The 18,867-nt window shown below is 66.8% G+C and carries 21 protein-coding genes; 11 read left to right on the top strand and 10 right to left on the bottom strand.

Translation table 11 applies throughout. The features are described from left to right. Positions 1–4: 4 nt before the first annotated feature. The 6 genes from J2852_RS12445 to fdhD form a co-directional block, all read right to left on the bottom strand. Entirely contained in the window at positions 5–217 is a 213-nt protein-coding gene (locus J2852_RS12445) for a formate dehydrogenase (RefSeq protein WP_246499535.1), read from the bottom strand. A gap of 82 nt (positions 218–299) precedes the next feature. After that, positions 300–938, bottom strand: coding sequence for a TorD/DmsD family molecular chaperone (locus J2852_RS12450; protein WP_343206730.1), 639 nt, complete (start codon positions 936–938; stop codon positions 300–302). Between the two features lie 299 nt (positions 939–1,237). Further along, a complete protein-coding gene (locus tag J2852_RS12455; RefSeq protein ID WP_209875797.1) occupies positions 1,238–1,765 on the bottom strand; it encodes a DUF3306 domain-containing protein in 528 nt (175 codons plus the stop codon). A 149-nt stretch (positions 1,766–1,914) separates the two neighbouring features. Then, positions 1,915–2,403, bottom strand: coding sequence for a DUF3305 domain-containing protein (locus J2852_RS12460; protein WP_209875799.1), 489 nt, complete (start codon positions 2,401–2,403; stop codon positions 1,915–1,917). 43 nt (positions 2,404–2,446) lie between these two features. Next, entirely contained in the window at positions 2,447–3,070 is a 624-nt protein-coding gene (mobA, locus tag J2852_RS12465; protein WP_209875801.1) for a molybdenum cofactor guanylyltransferase MobA, read from the bottom strand. Further along, positions 3,063–3,944, bottom strand: a complete 882-nt coding sequence (fdhD, locus tag J2852_RS12470) for a formate dehydrogenase accessory sulfurtransferase FdhD (protein ID WP_209875905.1) — start codon at positions 3,942–3,944, stop codon at positions 3,063–3,065. Before fdhD ends, mobA begins: the two co-directional genes overlap by 8 nt. 48 nt (positions 3,945–3,992) lie before the next feature. Between fdhD and J2852_RS12475 the strand changes: the two genes are divergently transcribed. The 6 genes from J2852_RS12475 to J2852_RS12500 all read left to right on the top strand — a co-directional run bounded on the left by J2852_RS12475 (position 3,993) and on the right by J2852_RS12500 (position 10,550). After that, a complete protein-coding gene (locus J2852_RS12475; RefSeq protein WP_209875803.1) occupies positions 3,993–4,688 on the top strand; it encodes an ABC transporter permease in 696 nt (231 codons plus the stop codon). Between the two features lie 109 nt (positions 4,689–4,797). After that, positions 4,798–5,649: an ABC transporter substrate-binding protein gene (locus J2852_RS12480; RefSeq protein ID WP_209875805.1), complete on the top strand. Its 852-nt coding sequence runs from the start codon at positions 4,798–4,800 to the stop codon at positions 5,647–5,649. Between the two features lie 256 nt (positions 5,650–5,905). Beyond that, positions 5,906–6,382, top strand: a complete 477-nt coding sequence (locus tag J2852_RS12485) for a phasin family protein (protein WP_209875807.1) — start codon at positions 5,906–5,908, stop codon at positions 6,380–6,382. Between the two features lie 296 nt (positions 6,383–6,678). Next, positions 6,679–7,005, top strand: coding sequence for an ATP-dependent Clp protease adapter ClpS (clpS, locus tag J2852_RS12490; protein WP_209875809.1), 327 nt, complete (start codon positions 6,679–6,681; stop codon positions 7,003–7,005). Positions 7,006–7,013: 8 nt separating this feature from the next. Continuing rightward, entirely contained in the window at positions 7,014–9,329 is a 2,316-nt protein-coding gene (clpA, locus tag J2852_RS12495; RefSeq protein ID WP_209875811.1) for an ATP-dependent Clp protease ATP-binding subunit ClpA, read from the top strand. Between the two features lie 108 nt (positions 9,330–9,437). Continuing rightward, positions 9,438–10,550 (top strand): CaiB/BaiF CoA transferase family protein, encoded by a 1,113-nt coding sequence (locus tag J2852_RS12500; RefSeq protein ID WP_209875813.1) that lies wholly within the window; start codon positions 9,438–9,440, stop codon positions 10,548–10,550. A 25-nt stretch (positions 10,551–10,575) separates the two neighbouring features. On the opposite strand, the gene J2852_RS12505 is transcribed toward J2852_RS12500, so the two are convergent. Continuing rightward, positions 10,576–11,064: a tetratricopeptide repeat protein gene (locus tag J2852_RS12505; protein WP_209875815.1), complete on the bottom strand. Its 489-nt coding sequence runs from the start codon at positions 11,062–11,064 to the stop codon at positions 10,576–10,578. A gap of 144 nt (positions 11,065–11,208) precedes the next feature. Here J2852_RS12505 and J2852_RS12510 point away from each other — a divergent pair, with 144 nt between their 5' ends. Further along, on the top strand, positions 11,209–11,685 hold the full coding sequence (locus J2852_RS12510; RefSeq protein ID WP_209875817.1) for a nucleoside deaminase: 477 nt from the start codon (positions 11,209–11,211) through the stop codon (positions 11,683–11,685). 16 nt (positions 11,686–11,701) lie between these two features. Here J2852_RS12510 and J2852_RS12515 read toward each other — a convergent pair whose 3' ends face one another. Both J2852_RS12515 and J2852_RS12520 read right to left on the bottom strand, forming a co-directional pair. Next, complete coding sequence (locus tag J2852_RS12515) at positions 11,702–12,865, bottom strand: GNAT family N-acetyltransferase (protein WP_209875819.1); 1,164 nt, start codon at positions 12,863–12,865, stop codon at positions 11,702–11,704. 79 nt (positions 12,866–12,944) lie between these two features. After that, the gene (locus tag J2852_RS12520) at positions 12,945–13,412 is read right to left on the bottom strand and encodes a RidA family protein (RefSeq protein ID WP_209875821.1); all 468 of its coding nucleotides are present in this window, start codon (positions 13,410–13,412) and stop codon (positions 12,945–12,947) included. Positions 13,413–13,752: 340 nt separating this feature from the next. Here J2852_RS12520 and J2852_RS12525 point away from each other — a divergent pair, with 340 nt between their 5' ends. After that, complete coding sequence (locus tag J2852_RS12525; RefSeq protein WP_209875823.1) at positions 13,753–15,618, top strand: flagellin N-terminal helical domain-containing protein; 1,866 nt, start codon at positions 13,753–13,755, stop codon at positions 15,616–15,618. Positions 15,619–15,695: 77 nt separating this feature from the next. Here J2852_RS12525 and J2852_RS12530 read toward each other — a convergent pair whose 3' ends face one another. Next, positions 15,696–17,228 carry a S10 family peptidase gene (locus J2852_RS12530; protein WP_209875825.1) on the bottom strand — a complete coding sequence of 511 codons (1,533 nt, stop codon included), beginning with the start codon at positions 17,226–17,228 and terminating at the stop codon, positions 15,696–15,698. A gap of 145 nt (positions 17,229–17,373) precedes the next feature. On the opposite strand from J2852_RS12530, the gene J2852_RS12535 reads away from it, so the two are divergent. From J2852_RS12535 to J2852_RS12545, 3 genes are all read left to right on the top strand, one after another. Beyond that, a complete protein-coding gene (locus tag J2852_RS12535) occupies positions 17,374–17,799 on the top strand; it encodes a YeeE/YedE family protein (RefSeq protein WP_209875827.1) in 426 nt (141 codons plus the stop codon). A 4-nt stretch (positions 17,800–17,803) separates the two neighbouring features. After that, the gene (locus J2852_RS12540) at positions 17,804–18,277 is read left to right on the top strand and encodes a DUF6691 family protein (RefSeq protein WP_209875829.1); all 474 of its coding nucleotides are present in this window, start codon (positions 17,804–17,806) and stop codon (positions 18,275–18,277) included. 64 nt (positions 18,278–18,341) lie between these two features. Next, positions 18,342–18,821 (top strand): bacteriohemerythrin, encoded by a 480-nt coding sequence (locus J2852_RS12545; protein WP_209875831.1) that lies wholly within the window; start codon positions 18,342–18,344, stop codon positions 18,819–18,821. Positions 18,822–18,867 lie beyond the last annotated feature (46 nt).

The following is an 18,867-nucleotide window of genomic DNA, read 5'->3' on the forward strand; positions in this document are numbered from 1 at the left end:
CCTCTTAGAAGCGGCTCACTTCGTAGACCTTCCGGACATGGTCGGTCTCGCGGTAGCCCTGGGTGGCGGTGTTGTCGGCGGCTTGGGCCTCTTCCGTGCCCGCGCCGATCCCGACGGCGACGGCGCCCAGCGCGCCGACGCCCAATCCAGCCGCGCGGAACAGGTCGCGCCGCGCGAGAGTGGTCTTGTCCTTCTTGTCCTTCATGGCTTCACCCATTCCACCGCGACTCCTCGATTTTTCAGGCCGGCCTTGGAGCGTGGGCCGGCCCTCTTCTTGTCGTTCGTGTTCATGCCGCCCGTCATTCGGCCATATCGAAGGCGCGCACCTCGACCTCCAGGAAACGCAGGCCTAGCGTGCCGACCGCCCGGTAGAAGGCGGCGGACGGGGTGGTTTCCAGGTCGGTGAAGAAGCGCGCGGCCCAGGAGCCGACGTGACGGTCGAAAAAGCGGCGCTGCTCGTCGAGGTCGGCGGGCTCACCGAAGGCACCGGTGATCAGGCCCGCCATCATCTCGCACAGAGCGGCGATATGGTCCTCCGGCTCCTTCACGTCGTCGGCGCGGGCGATGCCCAGGCGCTCCATGTCGCCGCGCAGCTCGGCCAGCGGCTTCTCGTGCAGGAATCCGGTCAGATAGTAAGAGGCGTAGGGGGACAGGATGCCGCCGCCGACGCCGATGAACAGGACGTTGAACTCTTCCTCGACCGCCCCAGCCTCGGCTGCGCGGCAGGAGGCGGCGAGCTGGTCGAGCGCCTGACCGAAGGGGCTGCCGTCACCCTGGGCCTGCCCGACGTCCGCCAGGAATCCCGCGTCCGCCGGCCGCGCGAGCAGACGCGCCAACAGGGCATAGACCTGGGCCCGCAGCACCTCCTCATCGGGAAGGTTGGCGGCCGACAGGTCGGCCGATGAGGCCGAACGATTATGTTCACCGGTCGCAGACACGGCGTTCATCCTCCCACAACGACATCGGTGCCGGCGCATCGGCCCGGAAACGTCGTCGCACGACGGCTTGTCGGCCGCCTTATCGCTTGATGCGTCGCGTCGTCACGGGCCGGCGCCCGAGACGCCCAAGACCATCAACTCTTTGTTGCGCATGCGAAAAGCCCCGCCGAAACAGGGCCTTATCGCCAACGCTGGATCTATTAAAAGGCAGAAATGCGAGCTTTGTCAACAAATGTTACCAGAGTCAACATAACTGCCCGACAGATTTTATGCTTAGGAAACGCTAATGTCGGAGGCCGTTATGTTGTTTTTGGCACATCGCTGTCTTTGTCCGCCTCCTTGTCGTCTGGCGCGGACTTCTCGCCGGAGTTGCTGTTTTCCGACGCCGCAACGCCGGCGGCCTCCGCCCGCTCCGCCGCTTCCTCGGCGGCATCCAGAAAGCCCTTGCCCACCCGGTAAAGGGTTTTGACCGGCTCCGGCAGGTTGAACAGGCCCGTGTAGTCGTCGGCGTAATCCTTCAACCCGTCGTCGTTGGCGAAGACGGGATCGGAGGTCCACAGCTTGCGCAAGGCCTGCCGGTGCAGGTCCTCCGGCACCTCGGCGCGTAGGAAGGGGGTGAAGTCGGACTCCACCGTCAGTTCCTCGACCGGCGGCAGGTCCTTCAGCGGGTCCTCGGCCTCGGCGGCGGGGGCCGGTTCTTCCGGAACCGGAAGCGGCGCCTCGGCGGGCGCCTCCTCGACCACAGGCTCCGGGGTCGGCTCCGGAACGGGCTCCGCCGCACGCCGCTTCAGGCGCGACCAGCGGGAAAGAAAAGGTTCGTCGGTCATGACCGTGCCTCTAAGCGCCTCAAACGGGCCCCCACCCTACCCCTCCCCCACCTTCGGCGAGGGAGGGAACTTTAAGCCCCTTCCCCCGCCGTCAGGTGGGGGAAGGTTGGGATGGGGGCTCGCTGCGAGACTTCCTTGAAAATGTGGACCTACCGCCCGTCCTTCGGGAAATGCCGCTTGCGTTCGCGCTTTTCGAAGGGGACGTCCACATGATGCTGTTCGGTGAAGTCGCGGACCAGCGCCGCCACCTCCTCCGGCATCGGCACGGTCTCGACCGTTTCCACGCCGCTGATCTGGTAGGCCTCGCACTCGTGGGCGGATGCCGTGACGACGAACGGCGTGACACCGCCATCCTCGTCGGGGCGCAGAACCACCCACAGGCGCGGCGGCTCCTGGGACAGGTTCAGCTTGTAGCCCTCGGTGTCGGTCCGGAACAGTTCCAGCGGCAGGGTCGCGGCGTGGAAGTGCGCCCAGCCCTCCCCTTCCCGCAGCAGGCGCCATTCGCCCTCGACCGGCGGGGCGCCGGGAATGACGGACACCGGGCGCCACGCCCAATCCGCCCACGGGCTCGTGCTCTTGCGGCGTTCCAGCACGATGCCCAGCGGCATCGTCTCGATCCTGTTCAGCGTATCGCTCATGACCCAACCTCCGGTAAAAGGGTTGAACCACAAACGATGCGGGTCAGGCAACCAGACCGGCCGCGAGCAGCCGTTCCGCCTCCTCCAGATCCTCGGGCCGGTTCGTGTTAAAAAAGGGATCGACGGGATCGGTCGCGAAGTCGGCGATGGCGAGCCGGTAGCGGCCGGTCCAGACATCGACCTTGCGGATGTCCTCCTCCACCATGGCACGGCGCAGATCGTCGGCCAGCCGCACCGGCCACAGCCCGAACACCGGATGGTCCTGCCCGTCCGACCGCGCGCAGGCGAGGTCGGCGCCCTCGCGCTCCACCGCCTGGACCAGCCGGGCGACGAGGTCCTGTGGGATGAAGGGCGCGTCGGTGGCGAAGCTCGCCACCCATGCGCAGCCCGGCGCGTGGACCTTCGCCCATTCCAGCCCGGTCAGCACCCCGGCGAGCGGCCCGGCGTAGCCCTCCACCACGTCGGCCGCGACCGGCAGCCCGAACGACGCGAACCGCGCCGGGTTGCCGTTGGCGTTCAGCACCAGCGGCCCGACCTGCGGGCGGGCGGTGGCGACGATGCGCTCCAGGATGGTCCGCCCGCCGAGCGCGCGCAGGCTCTTGTCGCCCCCGCCCATGCGGCGCGACAGCCCGCCGGCCAGCAGAACCCCGGCGATCCGCTCACTCATCGTCCCGGCTCCCCTTGCGCTGGTGGCGCTCGCCCTCGTCGGCCGCGGCGGTGGGATCGGCGTCGTAGACCAGCCGGTCCGTCCCGGCCAGCGCCAGGAAGCGCTTGCCCTTGGCGCGCCCGACCAGCGTCAGGTTCGCCTGCCGCGCCAGTTGCACGCCCCAGGCCGTGAAGCCGGACCGCGACACCAGGATCGGAATGCGCATCTGCACCGTCTTGATGACCATTTCCGAGGTCAGGCGCCCGGTCGTGTAGAAGATCTTGTCGTGCGGCGACACCCCGTTCAGGTGCATGTAGCCGGCGACCTTGTCCACCGCGTTGTGGCGGCCGACGTCCTCCATATAGACCAGCGGCCGGTCCTCCCGGCACAGCACGCAGCCGTGGATGGCGCCGGCCTCCAGATAGAGGCTGGGGGTCAGGTTGATCTTCTTCGACAGCGCGTAGATCCAGGAGGTCTGCAACCGCGCCCCCCGATCCAGTTCGACCGACTCGAAGGTCTCCATCACGTCGCCGAAGGCCGTCCCCTGGGCGCAGCCGGAGGTCAGCGTCTTCTTCTTCAGCTTTTCCTGATAGTCGGTCGAGCGCTCCGTCCGGACCACGACGGTGTCGATCTCCTCGTCGTAGTCGATGCCCGTGATGCGATCGTCGGGCTTGAGCATGTTCTGGTTCAGCAGGTATCCCACCGCCAGATACTCGGGATAGTCGCCAATCGTCATCATGGTGACGATTTCCTGCCCGTTCAGGTACAGGGTCAGCGGCCGCTCGACGGTGACCGACGCCTCGACCGGGCGGCCGTCCTGGTCCAGGCCGGCGACGCGCTCGGTCAGCTTCGGGTTGGCCGGGTCGGGCTTTATGGTGAATTCTGCGAGGTCCATGATGGGAAGAGTGGTGAAGATCCGCCGCCGGAGCAAGCCGAGAGAGTGATGCACGAGTTTTCCAGCGCCTTCGCCACCGCCTTCCGGCTGATCGTTGCGTTCGACCCCACGCTCGTCCAGATCGTCGGGCTGTCGCTGCGGGTCAGCTTGACCGCCGTGTTCCTGTCCGCCTTGATCGGGCTGCCGCTGGGGGCGGCGGTGGCGGCCTTCCGCTTTCCCGGCCGGCGCGCGGTGACCCTGATGCTGAACACGCTGATGGGGTTGCCGCCGGTGGTGGTCGGGCTGATCGTCTATCTGATCCTATCGCGCTCCGGCCCGCTGGGGGTGCTGGGGCTGCTGTTCACCCCGACCGCCATGGTGGCCGCGCAGACGGTCCTGATCGTTCCCATCGTCGCCGCCCTGACCCGGCAGACGGTGGAAGACCTGATGGTCGAGTATGACGACCTGCTGCGCGTCATGGGCGCCGGCCCCGTGCGCACGCTGTTCACGCTGCTGTCCGAAGCGCGCTGGACCCTGCTGACCACCGTGCTGGCCGGCTTCGGCCGCGCCTCGGCGGAGGTCGGCGCGGTGATGATCGTCGGCGGCAACATCGAGCATGTGACCCGCGTCATGACCACGGCCATCGCGCTGGAGACCAGCAAGGGCGACCTGCCCCTGGCGCTCGGCCTCGGCATCATCCTGATGACCCTGTCGCTGACCGTGAACCTCGCCGCCGCCCTGGTGCGCGAAGCCGGGCGGGCCTGACCGTTTCCGCCGATTACGGTGATCCGTAAAATTTGCAAGCTTCCGGAAATTCCTGCATGTTCATCCCGAGCCCGCCTCAGACGGGCAGGACGATTGTGAGGGATTGACCATGCTGCGCCGCAACTTTCTGACCCGCACCCTTCTCGGCTGCGCCGCCTTGGCCGCCTTGTTTTCCGCGCCCGTGAACGGCGCCTTGGCGCAGGAGCGTTTCATCGTCGTGGCCTCGACCACCTCGACCGAGGACTCCGGCCTGTTCAAGTCGATCCTGCCGAAATTTACGCAGAAGACCGGAATCGAGGTGCGCGTCGTCGCCAAGGGCACCGGCCAGGCCATTGACCTCGCCAAGCGCGGCGACGCCGACGTTCTGTTCGTCCACCACAAGCCGTCCGAGGAGAAATTCGTCGCCGAGGGCTTCGGCGTGGAGCGCAAGCCGGTGATGTACAACGACTTCGTCGTCGTCGGGCCGAAGGCCGATCCGGCGAAGGTGAAGGGCTCCAAGGACGTGGCGGCCTCGCTGAAGCAGATCGCCGAGTCCAAGGCATCCTTCGTGTCGCGCGGCGACGACAGCGGCACGCACAAGTCCGAACTGGCTTTGTGGAAGACCGCCGGAGTCGATGTCGCACAGGCGAGCGGCGGCTGGTACCGCTCCGTCGGCCAGGGCATGGGCCCGACCCTGAACACCGCCGCCGCCGTGGGCGCCTACGCCCTCGCCGACCGCGGCACGTGGCTCAGCTTCAAGAACCGCGGCGACCTGGAGGTGCTGGTCGAGGGCGACAAGCGCCTGTTCAACCAGTACGGCGTCATGCTGGTGAACCCGGCCAAATTCCAGCACATCAAGGCCAAGGATGGTCAGGCCTTCGTGGACTGGCTGGTCTCCGGCGAGGGTCAGAAGGCCATCGCCGACTACACCATCGGCGGCCAGCCGCTGTTCTTCCCGAACGCGAACGAACCGGGCGCGTAAAGCCCCCGCGCCCGCGACGCCCCTCTCCCGTTCCACGGGTGAGGGGCACCCGGCCGGCTCCCGCGCAGCGATTTTGTGCAATGCACAAAAACCCTTTGACAAATCGGGTCGGGGTGCCTTAATCATGCGCATGTTGCAGTGCAGCAAATGGATCCGATGCCCGCTTGAGCGGGGTCGCACACCCTGATCCGTCCGCGCGGTCGCCAATGACTGGGTCCAGCGCGGTTGAACCCGACAGATCGCGAGGAGCCAGTTCATGACCGACAAGTTCGCCGCCGCCACCAAGGCCATCGAAGACGCCGTTTCGACCGCCAAGCAGAACGTCGAGGGCCTGGTCAAGGCTCAGCAGGAGCAGATCGAGAAGGCCTCGGCCCAGATCCTGAAGAGCTACGAAGAGCTGACCTCGCTGACCAAGGGCAACGTGGACGCGGTCGTGAAGTCGGGCACCATCGTCGCCAAGGGCGCCGAGGAAGCCGGCAAGCAGGTCGCCGCCTTCACCCAGACCTCGCTGGAGAAGAACGCCGCCGCCGGCAAGGCCCTGCTGGCCGTCAAGACCATCCAGGAGCTGATCGAGCTGCAGACCTCCTTCACCAAGTCCAGCTTCGAGGCTTTCGTGGCCGAGTCCACCAAGCTGCAGGAGCTGTCGGTCAAGATCGCCAACGAGGCGCTGGCCCCGCTCAGCGAGCGCGCCAACCTGACGGTCGAGAAGCTGTCCAAGACGGCCGCCGCCTGAGGCGATAAGGCCGATGCCCTCGGGGACACCCTTGCGGCATGATGGCGCTTTGAAGCGGTACCGCTTCAAAACACGTCGCTTCACACCAATGTGAAGCACCGGGAGAGCCCGGCGGACTCGTGCCGCCGGGCTCTGTCGTTTTGGAGATGTCCTCTATTTGGTGGTACTGCGGCCCGATGCGGTCCGAAGGGGCTTCTCCCAAATGGGGAGAGACCACAAACGGCCCCTTCCCTCTGCGCCCGGAGTTCTCATATCATCGTTGGGGACGTACATCGCGATGCTGACTTGTTGAGACCATGGCCGAACACGACAAACACGGCGACGAGGGCACCACCACGGGCGTGGTCATAAAAGCCAAGCCTAAGACTAAAAAGCCTTCGATGTATAAGGTCTTGATGTTGAACGACGACTACACACCTATGGAATTCGTCGTTCATGTACTGGAACGCTTCTTCAGCAAATCGCGCGAAGAAGCGACTCGGATCATGCTGCACGTGCACCGTCGGGGCGTGGGCCTGTGTGGCGTGTTCACCTACGAGGTAGCGGAGACGAAAGTCACGCAGGTGATGGACTTTGCGCGCCAGAACCAGCATCCGCTGCAATGTACGCTAGAAAAGGATTAGAGCCACCCATGCTGTCGCGTAACCTGGAACAGACGCTGCACCGAGCCCTGGCCCACGCGAACGAGCGCAGGCACGAATACGCGACGCTCGAACACTTGCTGCTCGCGTTGACCGAGGATGCCGATGCAATGGCCGTCTTGCGCGCGTGCGGGATCGATCTGGACCGCCTGCGCGCCGAACTGTCGGATTACCTCGACAACGAACTTGCGAACCTTATCACGAACAGGCCCGATGATGCCAAGCCGACGGCTGGTTTCCAGCGGGTGCTGCAGCGTGCTGCCATCCACGTCCAGTCGTCTGGCCGTGAAGAGGTGACGGGAGCAAACGTGCTCGTCGCCCTGTTCTCTGAACGCGAGAGCCACGCGGTTTATTTCCTGCAGGAGCAGGAAATGACCCGGTTCGACGCGGTGAACTACATCTCTCACGGAATCGCTAAGGCACCGGGACGCTCGGAGACCAAGCGGGTTACCGGTGCCGACGACGACGCGGCGGCGGAGAAGGTCGTGAAAAAAGGCAGCGAAGCCCTTGAGGCTTATTGCGTCAATCTGAACAAGAAGGCGGCGAGCGGCAAGATCGATCCGCTGATCGGCCGGGAGCAGGAGGTCGAACGGACCATCCAGATCCTGTGCCGGCGGTCGAAGAACAACCCGCTGTACGTGGGCGATCCCGGCGTCGGCAAGACCGCCATCGCCGAGGGCCTGGCCCGCCGCATCGTCCATGGCGAGGTGCCGGAGGTGCTGAAGGGCGCCACCATCTTCGCGCTCGACATGGGTTCCCTGCTCGCCGGTACGCGCTACCGCGGCGACTTCGAAGAGCGCCTCAAGGCCGTCGTCTCCGAACTGGAGGCCACGGAAGGTGCGGTCCTCTTCATCGACGAGATCCACACGGTGATCGGCGCCGGTGCGACCTCGGGCGGTGCGATGGACGCGTCGAACCTGCTGAAGCCGGCCCTCGCCTCCGGCTCGCTGCGCTGCATTGGTTCGACGACCTACAAGGAATACCGGAACTATTTCGAGAAGGACCGGGCGCTCGTCCGGCGCTTCCAGAAGATCGACGTCAACGAGCCGTCGATCGAGGATGCGGTCAAGATCCTCCAGGGGATCAAGCCCTACTACGAAAAGCACCACCGGGTGAGCTACACCAACGACGCGATCCGTTCGGCGGTGGAGCTGTCCGCGAAGTACATCGGCGACCGCAAGCTGCCGGATAAGGCCATCGACATCATCGACGAGGTCGGCGCCGCGCAGATGCTGCTGCCGGAGAACAAGCGGAAGAAGAAGATCTCCGTCAAGGACGTGGAGGCGGTGGTCGCCAAGATCGCCCGCATTCCGCCGAAGTCGGTCAGCCGCGACGACAAGGAAACGCTCCTCAACCTGGAGCGCGACCTGAAGACCATGGTCTTCGGCCAGGACAAGGCCATCGACGCGCTGGTCTCCGCCATCAAGCTGGCCCGCGCCGGCCTGCGCGAGCCGGAGAAGCCCATCGGCAACTACCTGTTCACCGGCCCGACCGGTGTCGGCAAGACCGAGGTGGCCCGCCAGCTCGCCATGACGCTCGGCGTCGAGCTGACCCGCTTCGACATGTCGGAGTACATGGAGCGGCACACCGTCTCCCGTCTGATCGGCGCGCCTCCGGGCTACGTCGGTTTCGACCAGGGCGGCCTGCTGACCGACGCCATCGACCAGCATCCGCACTGCGTGCTGCTGCTGGACGAGATCGAGAAGGCCCATCCGGATCTGTTCAACATCCTGTTGCAGATCATGGACCACGGGAAGCTGACCGATCACAACGGCAAGACGGTCGATTTCCGCAACGTGATCCTCATCATGACCTCGAACGCGGGTGCCGCCGACATGGCCAAGCCGGCCATCGGCTTCGAGCGCGAGCGCCGGGTCGGCGAGGACATGGAAGCGGTGGAGAAGCTGTTCACGCCGGAGTTCCGCAACCGTCTGGACTCGATCATCCCGTTCGCCGCCCTCACCCAGGAGGTCATCAACCGCGTGGTGGACAAGTTCATCATGCAGATGGAGGCGCAACTGGAAGACCGTGGCGTCAGCATCGAGCTGGACGAGGCGGCGCGCGAGTGGCTGGGCAAGAAGGGCTACGACCCGCTTTACGGCGCCCGCCCGCTCGGCCGCGTGATCCAGGAGCACCTGAAAAAGCCGCTTGCCGAGGAGCTGCTGTTCGGCAAGCTCAGCAAGGGCGGTGTGGTCAAGGTCACCATCAAGGACGACAAGCCCTCCTTCGAATACACCGAGGGCTCGCGCAAGCGCCGTCCGGATGGCGAGGACGAGGACGAGGTCATGCACGAACTGGCGGAGTAACGCCGGTCCGTCATGGAATGAGAAAGGGGGCCGAAAGGCCCCCTTCTTTTTTGCTCCGGTGTGGCGTTAGATCGGTGAAAAATGACCAACACCGGGAAACGCACCCTCATGCCCCTGCCCTTCCTGACCGGCATCCGCGTCATCGACCTCGGCCAGTATCTGCCGGGGCCGCACGCCGCCCAGCTGCTCGGCGACCTCGGCGCCGACGTGGTGAAGGTGGAATCGCCGGAGGGCGATCCGCTGCGCCGCCTGGGGCCGCCCGACGCCGACGGCACCGCCGCCGCCTACAAGATTTTCACAGCCGGCAAGCGCGTCGTCCGCCTCGACCTGAAGAGCGCCGAGGGCCGCGCCGCCTTCGAAAACCTCGTCGCTAAGGCCGACGCGCTGGTCGAAAGCTACAGGCCGGGCGTGCTGGACAAGCTGGGCCTCGGGCGTGAGCGGCTGCGCGCGCTGAACCCCCGGCTGGTGCACGCCAGTCTTTCGGGCTGGGGCTACACCGGTCCTTACGCCCAGCGCGCCGGACATGACCTGAATTACATGGCGGTCGGCGGCGGGCTGGACGCGTCGGGCACGCCGGACCAGCCGGGCATCAGCTTCCCGCCGGTCGCCGACTTCGCCTCCGCCCAGCAGACCGCCTTGGCTGTAGCCGGCGCCCTGTTCGGGCGCGAGCGGAGCGGACAAGGCTGCTTCCTCGACCTGTCGATCATGGAGACGGTGCTCGGCTGGCAGGGCATCAACCTGACCGCCGTCGCGCGCGGCGACCTGCCGAACCGGGGCGAGGCTCTGCTGTCCGGCGGCGTCGCCTGCTATCGCATCTACCGGACCGCCGACGGCCGCTTCGTCACCTTGTCGGCGCTGGAACCCAAATTCTGGCGCGGCTTCTGCGAGGCGGTTGGCCGTCCCGACTGGATCGCCCGGCAGGCCGACCCGATGCCCCAGACCGACCTGACCGCCGAACTGACCGCCCTGTTCGCCGGCCGCGACCTCGCCGCCTGGAAGGAACTGCTCGACCCGGTGGACTGCTGCTTCGAGGCGCTGCCAACCATCGCCGAGGTCGCCGATCACCCGCACGTTATCGCACGCGGACAGTTGCAGGTGACCGACGGCGCCGAGCCGCTGGTGGAAACGCTGATGGGCCTGCGCGTCGATGGCGGCCCGCCGCCCGCCCGCGCCCCCTTCCGCGAAACCGACGCTGCCGAGGTGCTGGCGGGGTGGGCGTGATAACCTGATAAAGCTGGCGGTAACGTTACAGGGACGGATGCCACTCGCCGCGCGCCCGCAGGTAGTCCTTGGCATCACGGACACCTTCGGCCGCGGCGATGCGCAGCCAGCGCAACCCCTCGTCCTCGCTCGCGGCAACCCCGCGCCCTTCGACCAGAGCCACGCCCCAGTGATAGCGGGCGAGCGGCGCGTAGCCGGCATCGTCGTTCATGTGCGCGCCGCGCCGCATCAGATCGGCCGACGCCTCCAGATCCTTCGGCACGCCCTGCCCGTTCTCGTGCAGCATGGCAAGCCAGATCATCGACCAGACATTGCCCTTGGCAACGCAGCGATGGAGGATTTCGACCGCCGCCGCATGGTCGCCGGTCTTGTCCGCCGCGTAGGCGTACAGGCAGCCGATGGGGTGATCCCCCTTGCCCCCTACAAAGCTCCGGTAACTCAGATCGTCGGCCGACGCCGCACCCGCCGCAACGCTCAGGGCCAAGGCAAAAGCTTGGTGAACGCCCCACCGCATGACACCCCTCCTCCACCTGAACGAAACCAGTGTGCCCCAGTGGCTGGGGCGGCGACATACGACTTTTGAGTGAATGCGTCACGGCCTCTCGTCCAGGGCGCCGTTCCCTGGCACTGTATCGTGATGGGATTGGGAGAAACCGCCATGACGACCTTCGACACCGAATGCCTGCGCCGCGCCATCACGCTCAGCCGCGCCCACATGCAGGCCGGTGCCGGCGGCCCCTTCGGGGCAGTGGTCGCCAAGGACGGCACGATCATCGGGGAGGGGTGGAACCAGGTCACATCCTCCAACGATCCGACCGCGCACGCGGAGGTCGTCGCCATCCGCGACGCCTGCAAGACGCTGGGCAGCTTCAACCTCGCCGGGGCGACGCTCTACACCAGCTGTGAGCCCTGTCCCATGTGCCTGTCGGCCAGCTATTGGGCGCGGCTCGACCGCATCGTCTACGCCAACGCGCGCGACGACGCGGCGGCCATCGGCTTCGACGACGCCTTCCTCTACGAGGAGGTCGCCCTGGCGCTGGAACTGCGCCGGATTCCCATGCAGCGCCTGCTGGCGGAGGAAGCCCGCGCGGTCTTCGACGAATGGGCCGCCAAGCCCGACCGTATTCCCTATTGAGGACCCGATCGAGGCCTCACCCCTCTCCTTCCCTGCGGTAGGGCGACAGTTCCATCAGCGCCTCCGTTTCGGCCTCCACGGCGGCGCGCTCACGCTCCAGGTGAGCGGCCAGGGCGCGGCGGAAGCCCGCGTCCTTGACCCAGTGCGCGCTGTAGGTCGGCACCGGCAGATAGCCGCGCTGGATCTTGTGCTCCCCCTGCGCGCCGGCCTCCACGCGTTTCAGCCCCCGCTCGATGGCGAAGTCCAGCGCGCGGTAGTAGCAGGCCTCGAAATGCAGGAAGCGGTAGCTGCCGTCGGAACCCCAATTGCGGCCGTACAGCGTGTCGGCGCCGATCAGGTTCAGCGCGCCGGCCACCCATTCCCCCTTGTCCTCGCACATGACCAGCGCCACGCGGTCACCCGTGGTCTCGCCGAGCAGCCGGAAGAAGGCGCGGTTCAGGTAGCCGCCGCCCCATTTGCGGTCGGCCGTCTCCATGTAGAAGCGGTGGAAGGCGTCCCAATGCTCCGGCTTCAGTTCGTCGCCGGTCAGCGTGTGCAGGCGCACGCCGCTCTCCGCCACCTCGCGCCGTTCCTTGCGGATGGACTTGCGCTTGCCCGACCGGAGCGTGCCGAGAAAGTCGTCGAAGCTGGCGTAACCCCGGTTCTCCCAATGGTACTGCACGCCGGTCCGTTGCAGCCAGCCGGCCTCGCCCAGCCGGGTCCAGTCGCCCTCGATCGGGAAGGTCACGTGCACCGACGACACATCGTAGCGCCGCGCCACCTCCTCCATGGCCTGGATCAGCGCGGCATAAATGGCTTCCCCCGCCTCGGGCGCGACCAGCAGGCGCGGCCCCGGCACGGGGGTGAAAGGCACGGCGACCTGAAGCTTCGGATAATAGCTGCCGCCCGCCCGCTCGTAGGCGTGCGCCCAGCTGTGGTCGAAGACGTATTCGCCGTAGGAATGGCTCTTCAGATACATGGGCACGGCGCCCACGATCCGTCCCGTCGCGTCAAGCGCGGCGAGGTGGCTGGGCTGCCAGCCGGTGCCCCGGGTGGCCGAACCCGATTCCTCCAGCGCCAGCAGAAAGGCATGGCTGAGGAACGGGTTGTCCGGACCGGCGCAGGCGTCCCACTGCCGCGGGTCGGCCTGCCCGATGCCGGTCAGAACCTTGACGGTGATGGCGTCGCTGCCGTCGGGCATGCTTTCTCCTTCACGAATGCGCCAAGGGAGGTGGGCGCCCTGCCGCACCGCGGCAAGACGCCCACGGGACAGACGTTCGCTAAGCCAGTTCCAGAACGGCATCCACCTCGACCGCCACGTTGCCGGGCAGCGAGGGGGCGCCCACGGCGGCGCGGGCGTGTTTGCCAGCCTCGCCGAACACCTCCATCATCAGCTCCGACGCGCCGTTGATGACCAGCGGATGATCGTGGAAGTCCGGGCCGGAATTGACGAAGCCGCCCAGGCGCAGCACGCGCGCCACCCGGTCCAGATCGCCGCCGCAGGCCGCCTTCGCCTGGGCGATGATGTTCAGGGCGCACAGGCGCGCCGCCTCCTTCCCCTGCTCCACGGTGAACTCCTGGCCGACCTTGCCGACGAAGCGCCGCTCGCCGTTCCACACCGTGACCTGCCCCGACACATACAGCGTGTTGCCCGAGATGGTGTAGGGCACATAGGCGGCCACCGGAGCCGCCGCCTGCGGCAGTTCGATCCCCAGCTCCTTCAGCCGCGCCTCGATCCGTCCGGCCATCGGTCTTCCCTCCTTGTTGGCTCGATTGGCGTGAGACCCGACGATAGCCGCCGGAACGGGCTTCCGCCAAGGGCCGGGCTGGGAAGATTCATCCACGGGATTCATCGGCAAGACCATCCTTGCCCGGCAAACTTTTCCACAGGCACGCGGAAAGATCCTGTTGCCGGTCCAAAGTCATTTTCGGCAGGCGAAAAATTAAATCCAGCCAAATCAATGCCTTGAATGGCGCCCCACAAATTGGCACGGCATTTGAAAGGGGAGAGGCACGCAAATGCACGTTGCCTCGCTTCGGTTTCAAGCACCAACCGCGGGGCGAGCCTCATAAAGGAGACTTGGAGCCATGGCCATCAACGACGTCGCCCTCACCGCCTCGATGCGCACGAACCTGCTGCAACTGCAGAGCGTGAACGACAAGATCGGGGTGAAGCAGAACATCCTCTCGACCGGCAACAAGATCAACTCGGCCCTCGACGGCCCGACCGCCTTCTTCGCGGCGAAGGGCCTGAACCAGCGCGCCGGCGACCTGTCGTCGCTGAAGGACGCGATGGGCCAGTCGATCAGCACCATCAAGGCCGCCGACAAGGGCGTGACCGCCATCGAGAGCATGATCGAGCAGGCCCGCGGTCTGACCACCGCCGCCTATTCGGCCCTGGGCAACGACGCCGGTTCGGTGGCCACCCGCAAGGCGCTGGCCGAACAGTTCAACGCGCTGAAGAACCAGATCGACAAGCTGGCCGGCGACAGCGGCTACCAGGGCAAGAACCTGCTGGCCGGCGACGGTATGCGCATGGACTCCACCGCCGCCTCGCGCGCCGCCCTGAACACCGTCACGGGCATCGAGAACGCCCGCGTGACCAACGTGGTGTCGGCCGACACCTACACGGTGCGCGTCAAGGGCGACGGCTCGATCGAGGGTGCGGCGGGCGACATCGCCAACGCCGAAATGGCGCACGGCCTGACCGGCATGAAGCTGTCGGGCACGATGTCCAGCACGCTGGGCTCCTTCTCCGACGTCCAGATCGAGGTGCGCGGCGCGGTCGGCCGCGAGCGTTCCTTCATCGTCTCGGACGGCAAGGAATCCCGCACGATCACCTACTTCGACAACACCCAGAAGATCGAAGCCAACACCACGACGGCGGCGACCTCCGGCGTGGCGCAGGTGACCAACGTCAACGTCGGCGGCACGATCGAAGCGGGTGATCTCTTCTCGATCACGGTGGAAGGCCAGACCTTCACCTACAAGGCGACCGAGGCCGACACGGCCATCGGCCAGAACGCCGCCGCGAACGTGGCGTCCAAGCTGCAGGCCTCGATCAGCGCCCAGATCGGCGGCACCGGTCGCCTGGCCGGCAAGGACGTGGCCTCGGTGTCGGTCGGCACCAGCGGCACGATCTCCCTGACGGGCGCGACGACCACGGGCGTGGCCCGCGAGATGACCGTCTCGGCCAGCGCCGAGAACGCGCTGACCAAGCGCATCTCCGAGAGCTTCGCGTCGGGCACGGTCGTGTCCTTCACGGTCGACCGCAAGCTTCTGGAGCAGGCGGCCAACGGCGGCAACGGCGTCTCGACCATCGAAAAGAAGGTCGACATCCAAATCCAGGCGAGCAACCTGAACGGCAACGTGATCACCCGCGACGGTATGGCCAATCGCGGCGAGGGCAAGCTGTCGGACGGTGAGAACTCCTTCGCCTTCGACAGCGGCACCGTGCGCTTCAACGTCGATCAGAAGACCATCAAGCAGGCGGCCTCGACCAACCAGGCGGCGAACCTGGTGACGGTGCAGGTGACCGACGCCAACACGGCGAACGACCTGACGGTTCAGTTGAACGAGCGCAACACCAACTCGATCACGGTGAAGGCTCAGAACCTGACCACCAGCGGCCAGGGCCTGCGTCTCGACTACGCCCAGAACCAGTGGATGGACCGCGCCGACATCGACAAGGCGGTCGCCGGCATCGACCACGCGAAGCAGACGCTGCGTTCGGCCTCGCAGACGCTGTCCACCAACTTGAACATCATCACGACCCGCGAAAGCTTCACCAAGGAGTTCAGCGACGTGCTGGTGGAAGGCGCCAACAAGCTGACGCTGGCCGACCAGAACGAGGAAGGCGCGAGCCTGCTGATGCTGCAGACCCGGCAGCAGCTCGGCACCATCGCCCTCTCACTGGCCAACCAGTCGCAGCAGTCCATCCTGCGCCTGTTCTAATCGACCGGTCCCCCGGCAAAGCAACGTGCTGCGTAACGGGCGCTCCCTCGGGAGCGCCCGTTTTCATTGTTTCAGGCTCATTCTTTCAGGGCCGCATCGACCAGAGCACGGGCATCGGCGGCCAGCCGGGCGCGTTCGGCCGCGCGCGTGTACATCATGTGCCCGCCCTCATAGACCGCGACCTGCACCCGGTCGCCCTGCCCGTCTGGCAGTTCCAGCCGCGAGGCGACCCAGCGCGAGGCCATGTAGGGCGTGATCAGGTCGGTGCGCCCGTGCGCGATCAGCACCCGCAGGGACGGTTGCAGCGTCAGCGCCGATTGCAGATCGTCGGTGGCGTTCGGCTGGCCCATGCGCGGCCATTCCCAGCCCCGGTTCACCCGGTCGGACAGCAGCCGGTACGGCACCTCGGTCCGCACGCCCAGATGCTCGGTGGCGTAGCTGGCGAAGGCGGTGGTGAAGGTCGGCACCGTCCCTTTCAGGAACGGGTCGAACGGCAGGCGCGCCGCCACCGGGTCCGGGTCGGCGGCGGTGAAGGTGCCGTCGTAGACGCTGGTCACCTGCCCCCGGCCGCGCAGCAGCTCGCGGGCGAAGATGCCGGCCGGAATACTGCCGCGATGCCGGGCGACGAACTCCTCCGGCAGCCCGATGGTCCGCGCCACCTCGGCGAAGAAGTCCCGCGCCGCGCCGATCCGGCGGTAGTCCAGACCGGCCAGCCCGGTCAGGTAGCCGCCCAGCGCGAACCGCTCGGCCGCTTCCGCCGCCTGCTCCGGCGTGCCCGGCACCAGACCGTGCGCCGCCGCCGAGGCCGCGTAGGCCGGCAGCTTCAGCGCCGGCCCCAGCAGGCCGGACTCGTCCCGGATGGTCGCGAAGTCCACCACCGGCGACACCATGATCAGCCCGTTGACGGCGATGCCGGTGCGGTCGATCAACTCCTCCGCCATCTTGGCAATGCGGAAGCCGCCGTAGCTTTCGCCGACCAGGAACTTCGGCGAGTCCCAGCGCTCGTTGCGAGTCAGCCAGAGGCGGACGATCTCCGCCATGGCGCCGGCGTCGGCATCGACCTTCCAGAAGCGCTTCTCGGCGTCCTCGTCCGTCTTGGTCGCACGGCTGTAGCCGGTGCCGACCGGGTCCACGAAGACCAGATCGGCGAAGGCCAGCCAACTGTCCGGATTGTCCACCAGCGGCGAGGGCGGGCGCGGCAGCGAGCCGTCGTCGTTGAAGGCCACCACCTTCGGCCCCAGCGCCCCCAGATGCAGGTAGGCGGACGCCGCGCCGGGACCGCCGTTGAAGACGAAGGCGACCGGGCGCTTTCCCTTCGGAGCCCCGTCAACGGTGTAAGTCACCGTGAAGATACGCGCCGCGACCTCCTCCTTCGCCCCCTCGCGGAGCGGCAGGAACTCGGCCACCGCCGTGTAGGCGACTGGCCCGCCGGGCTGGGCCAGCGTGTGGCGGGTGACACTGCGCTGCGCGTCGAAGGGCGCGTCCGCCTTTTCGGCCCGCGGCTCGGGCTTGTCCGGCTTGTCGGCCTTGTCCTGCGCCCACCCGGCGGCGCCCGGCGTCAGGATCAGCGGAATCATCAAGGCGAGCGGCAGCAGGCGGGAGCGCGTCATGGATTACCCGATCTTTGGAAGGGCACTCTTTGGACAAACATGGCCGCATATTGCGGCGCGCCGACGGCCGGACAACCCCACAACCCTCTTTCATTCCATTAGAACAATCTTATATACAAGCGCCGAACGGATCGGAGACATCGTGATGGAATTGGCCGCCTTCCTTCCCGCCTTAGCCGGTGGGGCCTTGATCGGCCTGTCGGCCGCCCTGCTCGTCCTTGCCACCGGCCGCGTTGCCGGCATCAGCGGAATCACCGGCAGCCTTCTGGGACCACCGGACGACGACACCGGCTGGCGTCTCGCCTTTCTCACCGGACTGCTGTTGGCACCGCTCGCCGTCGTCGCCCTGACCGGACGGATTCCGCCGGTGACCATCGCGGCGCCGACCGGCCTGCTCGCGCTGGCCGGCTTTCTGGTCGGGCTCGGCACGCGGATCGGTTCGGGCTGTACCAGCGGCCATGGGGTGTGCGGCATCGCCCGCCTGTCGCCGCGCTCCCTCGTGGCAACCGGGCTGTTCATGGCCTCCGCCGCCGCGACCGTGTACGTCATCCGCCATGTGATCGGAGCCTGAACCCATGCCGCAACGGATTGTTTCCCAACGGATCGTCTCCCTGGTCGCCGGGCTGCTGTTCGGGGTCGGCCTCATCCTGTCCGGCATGACCGACCCGGCGAAGGTGCTGGCCTTCCTCGACGTGGCCGGACGCTGGGACCCGACGCTGGCGCTGGTCATGGCCAGCGCGATCCCCGTCGCGGCGGTCGGCTTCGCGCTGGCCCGGAGACGCGGCGCTCCGCTGTTGGGCGGCTCGTTGCGCATTCCGACGCGCCGCGACATCGACGCGCGGCTAATCGGCGGCTCGCTGCTGTTCGGCGTCGGCTGGGGGCTGGCGGGCCTGTGCCCCGGCCCGGCGCTGGTCACGGCCGCTTTCGGCATTGCCCCGGCGCTGGTCTTCACGGTGGCCATGCTGGCCGGCATGTTCACCTTCAACCTGCTGTTCGAGGCAGGTTCGCGCCCGCGAGGCGTGGCAAAAGGTAGCGGAACTAGCTGTTGATGCGCTGCAATGAACCGTTTATATGCGAATAGTGGTATTACCTTTAGTTGGGCGTTGAGCGATCATGGGCATGCCGGCCATCGACTACCAGGAACTGGTTTGGAGCGACGACCTCGCCTTGGGCATCGAGGAGATCGACGAGCAGCACATGCGCTGGATCGAGTTGGTCCATGCCTTCCAGACCGCCGTCGCGGAAGGCCGCTCGCGCGAGGAGGTCTACCGCATTCTGGCCGAGGCGGTGGTCTACACCGAAAGCCATTTCGCCAGCGAACAGGACGCCATGGTGCAGGCCGGCTATCCCTTCCTGGCCGACCACATCCAGCAGCACGCGCTGGCTTGGGAGCAACTGCACGCCTTCACCACCGGCGCCGTGCCGGAGGAGGACATCGCCTCCTATCTGGCGACTTTCCTGCCGCAATGGCTGATGCTGCACATCAACTCGGCCGACCGCCAGTTCGCCCGCTGGCTGAAGGAGCGCGACTCCGCCCCCGCCGGTTCCCTTGCCCAGCCCGGCGGCCGCCTGTTCACCGATATTCCGGTGTGATACGGGCCGGTGTGATATGGGCGGCCGGCCATGATGCCGTCCGGCG

Origin of the sequence: Azospirillum soli, assembly GCF_017876165.1 — a bacterium.
In the GTDB taxonomy this organism is placed as follows: domain Bacteria; phylum Pseudomonadota; class Alphaproteobacteria; order Azospirillales; family Azospirillaceae; genus Azospirillum; species Azospirillum soli.